This is a genomic window from Streptomyces sp. 150FB (genome assembly GCF_000818195.1).
Classification (GTDB): Bacteria; Actinomycetota; Actinomycetes; order Streptomycetales; family Streptomycetaceae; genus Streptomyces.
In genome coordinates this window covers 4,778,865-4,791,607 of the sequence record NZ_JTHL01000001.1, presented here as the reverse complement: position 1 = coordinate 4,791,607, position 12,743 = coordinate 4,778,865, and the positions used below count along the sequence as shown (strand labels likewise).

Sequence of the window (12,743 nt, the reverse complement as noted above, 5' to 3'; positions counted from 1 at the left end):
ACGGGGGCCGGAGGTGCAGGACAGGCAGGCGTCCCCGGGGAGTCTCCCCCCTCGGGGGCGGCCCCCTCATCTGCACTTGCGGTGGAGGGGTGGGTGTCAAGGGTGGAGCGCAGCGAAATCGGCGCAGCCGACGCGACGAAGGAGCGCCCTTGACGCCCACCCCGGAACCGCAAAAATGAAGATGAAAGGGGCGGCCCGGCCCTCACCAACACCCACCGGGCCCACCCCGACCGCCCCGCTTGAACCCGCACCCCAAACCACCCCGCACCCCGCCCGATCGGCCGTCAGCCAAGGTCTCTCCCGCGTCCATCGGCGCCCACCACACCCGCCCAACCGACCCTCCAAGGCGATAGCAGAACGACCAGTTGATTAACCTCCGATGGAACAGCTCACGCGGACCTCACGCGGACCTCACCCGGACCTCACGCGAACACCGCACGCAGGTGCTTGCCGTTGACGAGCGCCGCGAGGCCGAGCAACGCGAGGCCGCACACGCCCTGTTCGACCTTCATCCACTCCGGAAAGGTCCCCGGCAGCGCGATGATGGCCGCGATGGCCACCACCATGACGGCCGAGATGACGCGCAGCCTGCGGTACGCGCCGCGTGAGCCCTGAGCCACGCGGAGTGCGCAGAGGAACGTGACCAGGGCGCTGGCGACGACGATGGTTCCGCGTACCCAGACCGCGTCGTTCACCACCGCGGCGTCGCTGTGCAGCGCGGCGATGGCCACGAGCGTGAGCACGCTGATGCCGAGGTAGCCGCCGGCAAGTAGCTTCGCGCCGCGGAACGCGGCCACGCTGCGCGGGTCGTTCAGACGGTCGGCGGAAATCGCGGCGGGGTGCGGAGTCCGGGCGTTCATGGGGATCCTTCCTACGGGGTACAGCGGGGTACAGCGAGGTACGGCGCGTCGTCAGACGCGGGCGGCGGCCTGCCGTTCTTATGATCCGAGGCGCCTCGCCGTCCCTCGTCGGCCGTGCGAACGACCCGTGTCCCGCCCGGTCTCAGGGCTCCGTCAGGGGGTGTCCCGTACGGGCGAAACCGCCCGCGCCGCCGGGCCGTTGCGGGTTGGCCGTGGACAGTCGTCGTCACGGCCTGGAACACTCGGCACCATGTACCCGGCCATGGACCTCGCCGTCGGTGACCTGCGACTGCGGACGCTGACCGGACAGGACGTCGACCTCGTCGTGGAAGCCACGCACGGGGAGCCGTCCCGAGCCCTGTGGGGTTCGCACCTCGGGCCCTACTCGCCGCAGGACGCGCGGGACGCCCTCGCCGAGTGGGAGCAGGGCTCGGCGGACCAGGTGTCCTTCGGCGTACTGGCCGACTCCCGCCTCGTCGCCGCGTTCGGCCTCATCGAGAGCGGCCCGGGGGCGGCGGAAGTGGCCTATTGGGTCCGTCCCGAGGCACGCCGCCAGGGCATCGGGCTGCGGGGCCTGCGGGCCGTCACGCAGTGGGCGCACCGGCATGCCGGGCTCCGGCGGGTCTGGCTGGAGATCAAGCCGGAGAACGCGGCGTCCCAGCGGCTGGCGGAGGCTGCCGGGTATCGCTTCGAGGAGCGGATGCCGCTGCACTGCCGTACCTGGGTCGCCGACGATCCCGAGCAGGACGTCTGGCACGACTGCATGATCTGGGGTCACGGCTTCGACGAGCAGCCGACTGGGCGAGCAGCCGGGTAGGCAAGTGGGCGAGTAGGCGGCTAGGCAAGTGGGCGAGTAGGCGGCTAGGCGAGTAGGCGAGTACCCCTGAGCAAAGCCTTTGGCACGCTCCGTCCCGATCGTTTATGGTTTCAGTGACCTTGTTGTCTCCGATTGAGGTGGACGTTGCGCATCTAGGTTCGCGATCACCGCGCGGTACGGCCCCGTCCGTACGCCCGTCACGCTTGCCGCGGCTCTCTTCTCTGCCGCCCGTGACCTCCGCGTGGAAGCGACCTCGATGCACGAGCCGTCCCTGACGGGTCTCCGCCGCATCTCTTTCTGCCCTCCCGGCCCGGTCGCCGCGTGATGTTCGCATACGTCGCCCCCCATCCAGCACGCACGCGACCGCGAGGCCCACCATGGTCAGTACCCCCAACGCACCCCGCACCCCCGACGCACCCCACACCCCCGGCGCCGCCCTCACCTGTTCCGCGCTCTCCTTCCAGTGGCCGGACGGTACGACGGTCTTCGACAGGCTCTCGCTCAGCATGGGCCGGGGCCGTATCGGTCTCGTCGGCTCCAACGGCGCAGGAAAAACAACCCTGTTGAACCTGATGGCCGGCCGGCTGAAGCCGTCCGCCGGGTCGGTGACCGTCAGCGGCAACCTCGCCCACCTGCCGCAGAACATCACCCTCGACACCGCCCTGCGCGTGGACCAGGCGCTCGGCATCGCCGAACGGCGCGACGCCGTACGCGCCGTCGAGGCCGGGGATGTACGCGAGGAGCACTTCGAGACGATCGGCGAGGACTGGGACGTCGAGGAACGCGCCCTCGCCATGCTCGGCTCGCTCGGGCTCGGCGGCATTGAGCTGGACCGTACGGTCGGTCAGATCTCGGGCGGGGAGACCGTACTGCTGCGGCTGGCCGCGCTGTTGCTGGAGCGGCCCGACGTCCTCCTGCTGGACGAACCCACCAACAACCTGGACCTGTTCGCGCGCCGGCGGCTGTACGAGGCGGTGGACTCCTGGCGTTCCGGGGTGCTGGTCGTGGTCAGCCACGACCTGGAGCTGCTGGAGCGGGTCGACCGGATCGCCGAGCTGCGGGCCGGGGCGGTGAACTGGTACGGGGGCGGCTGGTCCGCGTACCAGGAGGCGCTGGCCACCGGGCAGGAGGCGGCCGGGCGGATGCTGCGGGCCGCCGAGGCCGACGTACGCCGGCAGAAGCGCGAACTGGAGGAAACCCATGTGAAGTTGGCCCGCCGCCAACGGCACAGCAAGAAGATGGACGCCCAGCGGCGCGCCCCGAGGATCGTCGCCGGGGAGCGCAAACGCTCGGCGCAGGAGTCGGGCGACAAGCTGCGCGGCCTCCAGGAGGAGCGGCTGAGCGAGGCGCGCGAGCGGCGCGACGAGGCCGCCGACGCGATCCGCGACGACGCGGAGATCCGGGTGAGCCTGCCGGGGACGGCGGTGCCCGGGGGCCGTACGGTCCTGACCCTGCGCGAGGTGCGCCCCCGCTACGGGACCCTGCGCGAGGGCACCCTCGATGTGCACGGGCCCGAACGGATCGCCCTGGTCGGGCGCAACGGTTCCGGCAAGACGACGCTCCTCCGCACGCTCACCGGCGAACTCGCGCCGCTGTCGGGCGAGGCGAAGACCTTCGTACCGCTGCGGTTCCTGCCGCAGCGGCTCGATGTGCTGGACGTGGAGCTGAGCGTCGCCGCGAACGTGCGGCGGCTGGCCCCGGGCGTCACGGACAACCACATCCGGGGCCAGCTCGCGCGCTTCCTGTTCAAGGGGGCGCGGGCGGAGCAACTGGCGGGCACGCTGTCGGGCGGAGAGCGGTTCCGCGCGGCGCTCGCCGCGATGATGCTCGCAGCGCCCGCGCCGCAGCTCCTGATGCTGGACGAGCCGACCAACAGTCTCGACGTGGCGAGTGTGCGCCAACTGACCGGCGCGCTCATGTCGTACGAGGGAGCGCTGCTGATCGCGAGCCACGATCTGCCGTTCCTGGAGTCGATCGGAATCACGCGCTGGCTGGTGCTCGGCGAGGAGCTTCAGGAGGTCTCGGAGGACGAGGTACGGGAGATGCTGGAGGCGGCGGTCTGACGCGGTCGCTGCTCCTACTGGGCACGTCGGGCGGGGAAGCCGTGCGTACGCGCGGCGAGCACCACGGCGAGCACCGGCAGCAGGAGCACAAGAACGCTCCAGGGGAAGGACGTCGTCCCGAGCAGGATGAGCAGGAGGCCGCCGGTCAGACCCCCTCCCGCGATGGCCACATTCCACAGCGTCACGAGCATGGCCTGCGCGGCATCCGCCGACTCGCCTCCCGCGTCGCCGGCGGCAGTCTGGAGGATGGTCGGCGCGCCGCCCCAGCCCAGGCCCCAGAGCGTCACGGCCGCATAGACGAGTACGGGGCTGCTCGACGTCACTGCCAGGATGGCGGCGGCCACGGCGATCAGGAGGATTCCGGCGATGGTGAGGACCCGCGGTCTCCGGTTGATCCACGCGCCCACGATCCAGATGCTCACCAGGCACGCCGCGCCGAAGACCAGCAGGACGAGGTCGGTGGATCCGCCCATGCCGATCCGGTCGAGGAACGGCGCGATGAAGGTGTAGAGAATGCTGTGCGCCAGGACGAGCAGCAGGGTGACGGTGAGGATCGGGGTCACCCCCGGGACGTGGAGCGCGCCCAGCATCGAGGGCCGGCGGTCCTCGGCCGCCCGGCCGGAGCCCGCGCGCTGGTCGGCGTCTCCTGGCTGGTCGGGGACGAGCGCCCCGATCCATCCGAGCAGGACGACGGTGAGTCCGGTCATGATCAGGAACGCCACCGGCCAGTCCAGCGCCTGACCGAGGAAGGTCCCGGCCGGCACCCCGAGCGACAGGGCCACGGGGATGCCCGCCATGGCGATCGCGATCGCCTTTCCCCGGAGGTGTCCGGGCGCCAGCCGGCGGGCGTATCCGGCGAGCAGCGCCCAGGCGAGGCCGGCCGCCACCCCGGCGACGAAGCGGGCCGCCATGGTCAGCGGGTAGCTGTCGGAGAGAGCCGTGACCGTGTTGGCGACGGCGAAACCGGCCATCGCCGTCAGCAGCAGCCGCTTGCGGCGCCATCCGGCGGTGACGGCGGTCAGCGGGATCACCGTGAGGGCGGTGCCTATCGCGTAGATGGTCACTGTCTGGCCGGCGGCCGACTCACCGACGTGCAGGTCGGCGCTCATCGCGGGGAGCAGGCCGGCGGGCAGGGTCTCGGTCAGGCTGGTGATGAAGACGGCTGTGGCCAGCGCGAGGAGCGCGGGCATGGGGAGTTTACGGTTCCGGTCCGGGCCCTCGTGGCCGTCGTGACTGCCGTGACTGCCGTGACTGCCGTGACTGTCAGGGCCGTCGTGGGGCTCCGGGCGAGCTGCGCCGGCTGCTGGGGCCGTGTCGTTTCGCATGCCCCGTATGCTCGAACCATCACATTGATGTGAAGGTCAAGCGATGAAGTGAGGGGGCCGTTCCCATGCGGATCGGAGAGCTGTCGGAGCAGACCGGGACACCGCGCCGGCTGCTGCGCTACTACGAGGAGCAGGGCCTGATCGTCGCCGATCGCTCCCCGAACGGCTACCGCGACTACGACGAGCGCTTCGTGGACCGCGTCCTCCAGATCAGGGGGCTGCTGGACGCGGGGCTGCCGACGCGGATCATCAAGCAGATCCTGCCCTGCCTCGACAAGCCCCGGACCATCTACTTCCCCGACGCGACACCGGAGATGCTCGGCACGCTGCAACACGAACTGGACCGGATGACCGAGCGCATCGGCTTCCTGACCCGCAACAGGGACGCGATCGCCGAGTATCTCGACGCGGTGCGGCTGTACGACGGCGGGCCGGAGGCGTCGTCGCCGGGCGCGTGCCGGGTCGGCGGACGGTAGGAACTCAGCGGACGGTCGAAATGTCGAGTACGGCGCCGGTCTCGCTCATCGAGGTCACCTTGACCTTGATCATCGGACCGTCGCCCTGCCCGAAGAGGGCCGTACCGCCCCGGCCGCCCATCATGATCGTGCCGGAACCGAGGCCGGTCGTCGACGTGTGATGCAGATTGAGCCTGCCGTCCTTCACCGACACGGTCACCTTCTGTTTGCCGACGACGAAGTCCACGGGCTCCGGCCCGACCAGGATCTGACAGGCGCCGTCCGCGCAGGCCGAGACGTCCGTACCGTCGGCCGCCGTGGGAACGGACGGCCTCGGGGCGGCGGGGCTCTCGACCGCCGGGCTCTCGACCGCCGGGCTCTCGACCGCCGGACTCTCGGTCGTCGGCTGGGTGAGCGGGGTGCAGCGCGGGGCGAGGTTGTACGAGGCGGCCAGCGCGGGGTCCCCGGCGGCCACGGCCGGAAGGCCGGGCTCCGGCTGCTCGATGGACGCGACCAGTTTCGCCGCCCGGGTGGCGCGGTCGGCCTTCTCGGCCGCCGCGAGACCGCTGAGGGTCTTGGCGTCCGCCAACTCGCTGACCTCGGGCTTTACGGCGTTCACGGTACGCGCGAGGCTCGCGCTCAGCCGGTCGGCGGCGGCGATGCCGGACGGGGTGAGCCCGGCGTACCCACGCGCGACCTCGTCCAGGGCGGCCGACGTGGTGGACAGATAGCTCTCGGCGCCGGTCTTCCCGATGGCCCCGGCGGCCGCCGCGCTCGTCTTCTTCAGGGCTTCGAGGGACGACGTCGTACCGCACATCGTGTCGGCCCACACCACCAGCGCCCGGGTGGGGGCGGGGGTGGGGGCGGCGGGGGCGGGTCGCTGGTGTTTACCGTCCGTTTGATCGGTGCCGCTGTCCGTATCCGATGTGCAACCGCTAACGGTCAGCATCAGTCCTGCGGCAAGCAACGCGGCGAGCCGCGCGGCCGTCCGTACCCTCTTCAGCATGGGTGATCCTCTCCTGATGGGGGACGGAGCGTAACGAGCGGCCCGGCGGGGGGACGCGCTATTTGCAGTTATCGACCGGTGTCCGCCGCGAGTTTCACCCACTGGAGGGCGCCGTTCGAGCAGATCGGCCGACCGTGCACTTCCTCACACATCGAATTCGTGAAGGTTTTGTGCAGGTGTTCGCATTTGCTTAGTTCGTCATGCAACCGTTCGACCGGTATCGCGATCTCACTTCAGGGATCTCGCCCTCAGGGGGCAGACCTTCCGCCGCACAGAAAGAGCAGCCGGCTCGGCTTCGAGGAAACGAACGCATGACGACGCACTCACGTAACCGCACGAAGGACCGCGGCCCGGCGCAACCGCCCGCCGCGTCCGGGGAGTCCCCGGCGTCCGCGGGCGGGCGGGCCGCCGCGCGGAAGCAGCGGAAGCGGGGCGGGAGGCGTGCGTTGAAGATCATCGCGTGGACGACCGGCGCACTGATGCTGCTCGGTGCGGGCGGCGCGGCGTACGCGTACGTCAAGCTGAACGGGAACATCGCGGCGTCCGACCTCTACGCGGGCACCGGCGGCGACGCGGGGCACGAGAAACCGGACGCCTTCGGGCGCACACCGATCAACATTCTGATGATCGGCTCGGACGTACGGGGCAACGCGGCCGACTGCAAACTCGGCGGGGCCTGCGACGACGCGGCAGGACAGCGGGCGGACGTCGAGATGGTGGTCCACATATCGGCCGACCGGTCCAACGCCACGGTGATGAGCATCCCGCGCGACCTGCGGACGGACCTCAAGGGCTGCGACGACAAGCAGAACGGCACCAGTGTCGGACCGCAGTCCAACGCGATGATCAACTCGGCCCTGAACTGGGGCCCCGGGTGCAGCGTGGCCGCCGTGCACAACCTGACCGGGATAACCATCGACCACTTCATGATGGTCGACTTCTCCGGTGTGGTGAACATGTCGGAGGCGATCGGCGGGGTCGGGATCTGCGTCGACAAGAACGTCTACGACCCGTACTCGCACCTGAAGCTGAGCAAGGGCCCACACACGCTGAAGGGCGAGTCCGCGCTCCAGTTCCTGCGTACGCGCCATGGGTTCGGGGTCGGGACCGACACCGGCCGGACGGTCTCGCAGCACATGTTCCTCACCTCGATGATCAACAGCCTGAAGAGTGCGGGGACGCTGTCGAACCCCAAGAAGGTGTGGTCGCTCGCGCAGGCGGCCACCAAGTCCCTGACCGTCGACCACGGCCTCCAGTCGATCCAGCAACTGATCGGCCTGGCGGACGACGTGAACAAGGTGCCGACCGACCGCATCACCTTCGCCACGATGCAGACCCAGGGCGAGGACATGCTGACCATCGCGCCGGGCGCGAAGTCACTCTTCAAAACCATCGCCGACGACCAGTCGCTGACCACGGCGACGGGGAAGGGCAAGAAGCCGGCGGCCCCGGCCCCGGCCGCGCCCGCGAAGAGCGGGACGGCGGTGGACGTGGAGAACGGTACGACTGTGACGGGGCGGGCCGGGGTGATAGCCGGCGTGCTGACCGATCACGGCTTCAGCCGGAAGACCACCTCGGGCAACGGAGCAGCGGCGGACAAGACCACGCTGACCTACCCGGCAGCGGACAAGGAGCGGGCCAAGACGGTCGCTTCGGCGCTGGGGCTGCCGTCCTCGGCGCTGAAGGAGCGCGGCGGGAGCAGTGCGGCCGACGGCACGGGTGGTACGAGCGGTACGGGCGGTACGGGCGGGAGCGGCGCCCCCGGGCTCGTCCTGCTCATCGGCGCCGACTGGGAGAGCGGGGACTCCTTCCCGAACAGCAAGGTGGGGCCGGACCCGGCGGACACCCAGCAGGCCCTGGACAACGCGTCGTCGCAGAACGGCAAGGACACCGGGGAGTGTGCGCCAGTCAGTACGTTCGGCACGGTGGGCGAGACGTACGACGGCAAGGTCACCACCTCGTCCGACGCGCCGCGCGGCATGACACCGACGGAGGCGTACGCGCTCAGCCCCGGGGTGAAGAACTCGGCGCCGTAGCAGGCGACTTGGCGGGTCGCGGAGCGCCGGGGACCCCTCCCGGGGCGGTGTCGTTATAAAGGAGCCCCGACTCGACACATCCCGAGAGGCCGCCGTGAAGCGTCAGTCAGTGGTATCGCTCCTGTTCGCCGCGCTCCTGCTGTCCGCGTGCGGCGGAGGCGGGGGCGGGAACGACCGTACGGACCGGAAGGCGGCGGCGTCACCATCGTCTTCGCCGTCGTCATCGCCGACATCTGCGGCGAGTCCGGCGCTGGTCGCCTGGATGGGAAAGTTCTGCGCCGCCGACCCCGATCTGCCCTACACCACGTTCCGGAGCCCGGCCGACGCGGTGGACCGCAAGGAGCTCAAGACCTTCCTGAGCGACACGGTCAAGGAGCTGGAGAGGTCGAAGAAGGCGATGACCGCACTGCCGCCCGCTCCGACGGCGAGCAGCAAGACCCTGCTGGCGCAGTACCGCAAGGACGTCGTCAAACTCGACGAGAGCTCGACCAAATACCTCGTGGACGCGACGGTCTTCCCCGACAGCGGCCTGGACGCCGTACGGACGCTGGGCGGACTCGACGTCGTCACGTTCCCGGGGTTCCTCGGCCGCCTCAAGGGTCACGCCGACCTCGACGCCGCCTACGACCGGGCGAAGGGGTGTCACACATCCTGACCGGTCTACTCGCCGAGCAGCTTCAGGTCCGCCTTGACGAGTGTGCTGGTGATCAGCAGCTCGGTGATCAGGTTGTGGTTGAGCGCGTTGCCGGCCGGCGGGGCGATCTCCTTTTCGAGGAGGCCGGGGACGCTCGGGCTGAGCCGCGTACGTACGTCACTGACCCGGTGGGCGGCCTTGCGCCAGGTCCAGCCCTCCTTCGGGCGTACCCGGTTCAGTTCGTCGGCGACCTGCTTCCAGGTCAGCGGCTGCGGCTGCGGCTCGTGCCGCAGATAGCGCAGGCTGAGGCAGATCAGCACCAGCTTCTCGTCGGGGCTCAGCGGCCATGGGGTGCGTTCGTACGTCTCCGCCTCGTCCCCGTTCTCCGGGCTCGGCGGCGGCGCCTGTGCGGTGACGCGTACTTGCAGGAGGTGCTCCTGCTTCGGGGCGACGATGAACAACGGCGTGTAGCCGAAGGGCAGTTCGGCCCGGTCACCAGTCAGTATCAACCGGGCGCCGGGGAGCCGGATCGGCAGCCGGCCGATGTTGTTGATCACCCAGCGGGAGTACTCGCGTGCGATGTATCCGTGCTGGCGGCTGACGTGCAGGTCGCCCGCGCCGACGCAGACGTGGACGTCCGGTTCGTTCCGCCCGAACATGAGCGGGAATTCGGCGTCAGGCGCGACGCTCATCCCGCCGTTCGTCCCGAGGACGAACAGGGTGTCGGGCAGCGCGGGCGGCAGGCCCCGGCTGAGGCTGCCGACGTCTCCCGGCAGGAGGTTGACCTTGCTGGCTGGCCTGGGTACCGACAGCGTCACGGCCTGGCCCCTTTCGACTGTCGACGCGTTCATGGAAGTCCGGTGACGTCAGGCTAGCCGCGGGGTCCGGGGAGGGGTCCCGGATTGCCCGATGCCGTACCGCGCTCCGGCCGTTTTCGGGCGGACCGGCTGCCGACCGGCTTCCGACCGGTTTCCGAACCCACTGGTCAGGCCTTTCCCTCGCCGGAGCCCTTGCCCGTCAGACCCGCCGCGGCGTTGGCGCCGTTCACGAGCTGAAAGCCGTCCACCAGCAGCCGGAAGCGGACATTGCCCGGCGGGTAGGTGAACTTCACCTTCCAGGTGCTCTTCTTCGGCAGGGGCGGAATGTCGACGGTCTCCTGCCACGGCAGCTTGACGTTCTTCAGGGTCGTGGCCCGGCCGTTCACCGTGTAGGTGAGCGTAGCGAGCGTCTTCGTGTCGCCGGTGAAGAGGAATTGCATCGCGCGCGGCTTCGCGGACGGGCTCGGGGTGGGTTTCGCCGACGGCGGCGGGGTCACCGTGGGGGTGGTACGCCGTTCGGGTCCGGCGGTGACGGACCCGCCGTTGTCTTCCGAGGCCCCTCTCACGATGCCGACGACGGCGGCGGAGCCCACGACGAGCGCGGCGAGAGCCAGGAGCACCCGTCGGCGAGTGCTCAACGGCCTTCGCTTCTTGGTTTGTTCGGGGTGGGAGGGTGTGTGGTCCGGCAGGGTGGGCGGGCGCGGCGGAGCGGGCGTGGGGTCGACCGGCGGGTTCGCCGCCGCGCTCTCCTGCCGGTCGATCTCGGCCAGCACCTCCGGGGGGAACGGCGTGTTGGAGTGCGGCAGTTGGCCGACGAGATCGGAGACGAGCGGCCGATCCCCCGGGTCGGGACGCAGACAGCTCTCGATCGTCGCGCGCAACTCGTCGTCGGCGATCGGTCCCGCCGGCGGGGTGGGTGTCTCGCCGTCATGTGGTGTGCCGGGGTGCGGGCCGGTGCGGGCCCACGCCAGCGTCGCGCCGAGCGAGAACACATCGCTCGCCGGGCCGACCTCGCCGCCGGTCATCTGCTCCGGCGACATGAATCCCTGTGATCCGGCCGGGGCTTCGCGCGGCGCCGCCGGTGTCGTACCCGCCAGATCGGCGATGCCGAAGTCGATCAACCGTGGCCCGTCGGCGGTGAGCAGCACGTTCGCCGGCTTCAGGTCCAGGTGCACGATGCCGTTGCTGTGGATCGACGCGAGCGCCTCGGCGAGGCCGGCGGCCAGCGTACGGACGGAAGCGGCGGGGAATGGACCGAACCGGCGCACCGCCTCGTCCAGCGACACGGACGGCAGGAACTCCGTCACCAGCCAGGGCGTCATGGCGTCGGGGTCCGCGTCGAGGACGGCGGGGCTGTACAGCCCACCGGCCGCCCGGGTGGCCTCGATCTCGCTGCGGAACCGGTCCCGTAGCCGCTGCTCCTGGGCGAACTCGCGGTGCATCATCTTCACGGCGACGGCCCAGCCACCCGCCGAACGCCCCAGATAGATGACCGCCATACCGCCGGCGCCGATACGCGCCAGGATGCTGAAGCGTCCCACCGCGTGGGGGTCGCCGTGCTCAAGTGCCCGCACTCGGGCCTCCGTTCGGTGTGGGTGGCGCAAGCGCTTCGACGTATCCGTCCTTGAGACCGACGCACACAACACCGTCGACGGCCACCGGCCCCGAGCTGTGCGTCATATCGGCGGGACTGCTCCACAGGACATGGCCGCCGGCCGCGTCGAGGGCGTACACGGTCTTGTTGGTGCACCCGACGTACAGCGTGTCGCCGGTCAGGCCGAGCGAGTTCCACCCGCCGTACGGCGCGCCTTCGTCGCCGCCGAGCCGCTGCGACCACAACGTCTCGCCCGTGGCGGCCCTCACCGCGAGGATGCTCGCTCCGCTGAGGTACAGCACGCCATCGCGCGCCTGGAGTTGGTAGGGACCGGCGACGAGGGGCCTCTTCCAGACGAAGGCCCCCGTCTTGGCGTCCAGGGCGTGCAGGGCGCCGTCCTCGTCGAAGACGAAAACCGTGCCGCCTGCGATGTAAGCAGTGGACCTGCCAGGCGTATCGTCCGTCCATCTCATCCGGTACGTCCATCTCGTCCGGCCGTCGGCGACGTCGAGGGCGGTCAGTGCGGTGTCGCCGCGCGCCGCCAGGATGCCGGCGCCGGCGGCGAGGCCGTACTCCGCGCTTGACTTCGAGGTCCAGCGCGACTGCCCGTCCGAGGCGCCCAGCGCCCGTACCGTCTCCTTGCCGAAGCAGACCACCGATCCGGTGTGGATCAAGGTGCCCGGAGTTTCCCCGAACGCGACCGGGTACGTCCACAGGGTGGCGCCGGTCGCGGCACGCAGCGCCGACACCGGCCACCGGCCGTCGGCGTCGACCACGTACACCACATCGCCGGCGACGGCGGGGCCGAAGGCGGTCGCGTGCTTCCACAGGGTTTTGCCGGTCCGGGGTGCGAGGCCACTGACGTCGTCATTGGTGCTGACCACCAGCACGTCGCCCGCGGCGGCCAGGTCGGGGAAGAAGTCGGTGACGTGCTTCCGCCACAGGCGAGTCGCTGTGGGGGGAGGAGTGGGCGAGGCTTTGGGGGTGGGGGTGCGCGACGGGGACGTTTCGGGGTTCGACGGCGCGTCGTCCTTGGGTGACCCGTCGCGGCCCGGGACGAGGGAGAGTGCCTTCAGGCCGCCAAGAGTCGCGAGTACGGCGGCGCCTCCGGCGAGCAGCTTCCGCCGGTTCGGCC

The 12,743-nt window shown here is 70.4% G+C and carries 11 protein-coding genes; 5 read left to right on the top strand and 6 right to left on the bottom strand.

Annotated elements, in window-relative coordinates; all coding sequences use genetic code 11:
- Positions 1-422: 422 nt before the first annotated feature.
- Positions 423-860 (bottom strand): hypothetical protein, encoded by a 438-nt coding sequence (locus QR77_RS20515; RefSeq protein ID WP_078876939.1) that lies wholly within the window; start codon positions 858-860, stop codon positions 423-425.
- Between the two features lie 250 nt (positions 861-1,110).
- Between QR77_RS20515 and QR77_RS42310 the strand changes: the two genes are divergently transcribed.
- Both QR77_RS42310 and QR77_RS20505 read left to right on the top strand, forming a co-directional pair.
- Positions 1,111-1,677 carry a GNAT family N-acetyltransferase gene (locus QR77_RS42310; protein ID WP_052488924.1) on the top strand — a complete coding sequence of 189 codons (567 nt, stop codon included), beginning with the start codon at positions 1,111-1,113 and terminating at the stop codon, positions 1,675-1,677.
- Positions 1,678-2,054: 377 nt separating this feature from the next.
- Positions 2,055-3,740, top strand: coding sequence for an ATP-binding cassette domain-containing protein (locus QR77_RS20505; protein ID WP_040023492.1), 1,686 nt, complete (start codon positions 2,055-2,057; stop codon positions 3,738-3,740).
- 14 nt (positions 3,741-3,754) lie between these two features.
- On the opposite strand, the gene QR77_RS20500 is transcribed toward QR77_RS20505, so the two are convergent.
- Positions 3,755-4,930, bottom strand: coding sequence for an MFS transporter (locus QR77_RS20500; RefSeq protein ID WP_040023490.1), 1,176 nt, complete (start codon positions 4,928-4,930; stop codon positions 3,755-3,757).
- A 200-nt stretch (positions 4,931-5,130) separates the two neighbouring features.
- Between QR77_RS20500 and QR77_RS20495 the strand changes: the two genes are divergently transcribed.
- Positions 5,131-5,541, top strand: a complete 411-nt coding sequence (locus QR77_RS20495) for a MerR family transcriptional regulator (RefSeq protein WP_040023488.1) — start codon at positions 5,131-5,133, stop codon at positions 5,539-5,541.
- Between the two features lie 4 nt (positions 5,542-5,545).
- Here the strand turns inward: QR77_RS20495 and QR77_RS20490 are convergent, their stop codons facing one another.
- Positions 5,546-6,526, bottom strand: coding sequence for a hypothetical protein (locus tag QR77_RS20490; RefSeq protein WP_040023486.1), 981 nt, complete (start codon positions 6,524-6,526; stop codon positions 5,546-5,548).
- Positions 6,527-6,972: 446 nt separating this feature from the next.
- Between QR77_RS20490 and QR77_RS20485 the strand changes: the two genes are divergently transcribed.
- Positions 6,973-8,562, top strand: a complete 1,590-nt coding sequence (locus tag QR77_RS20485) for an LCP family protein (RefSeq protein WP_040028339.1) — start codon at positions 6,973-6,975, stop codon at positions 8,560-8,562.
- Positions 8,563-8,824: 262 nt separating this feature from the next.
- A complete protein-coding gene (locus tag QR77_RS20480; RefSeq protein ID WP_150130417.1) occupies positions 8,825-9,217 on the top strand; it encodes a hypothetical protein in 393 nt (130 codons plus the stop codon).
- 5 nt (positions 9,218-9,222) lie between these two features.
- Here QR77_RS20480 and QR77_RS20475 read toward each other — a convergent pair whose 3' ends face one another.
- The 3 genes from QR77_RS20475 to QR77_RS46805 form a co-directional block, all read right to left on the bottom strand.
- Positions 9,223-10,014 carry a hypothetical protein gene (locus QR77_RS20475; RefSeq protein ID WP_236710744.1) on the bottom strand — a complete coding sequence of 264 codons (792 nt, stop codon included), beginning with the start codon at positions 10,012-10,014 and terminating at the stop codon, positions 9,223-9,225.
- Positions 10,015-10,181: 167 nt separating this feature from the next.
- On the bottom strand, positions 10,182-11,588 hold the full coding sequence (locus QR77_RS20470; protein ID WP_052488922.1) for a serine/threonine-protein kinase: 1,407 nt from the start codon (positions 11,586-11,588) through the stop codon (positions 10,182-10,184).
- Positions 11,575-12,743 (bottom strand): PQQ-binding-like beta-propeller repeat protein (locus QR77_RS46805; RefSeq protein WP_040023483.1); only part of this gene is annotated, 1,169 nt, incomplete at its 5' end. The genes QR77_RS46805 and QR77_RS20470, both read right to left, overlap by 14 nt.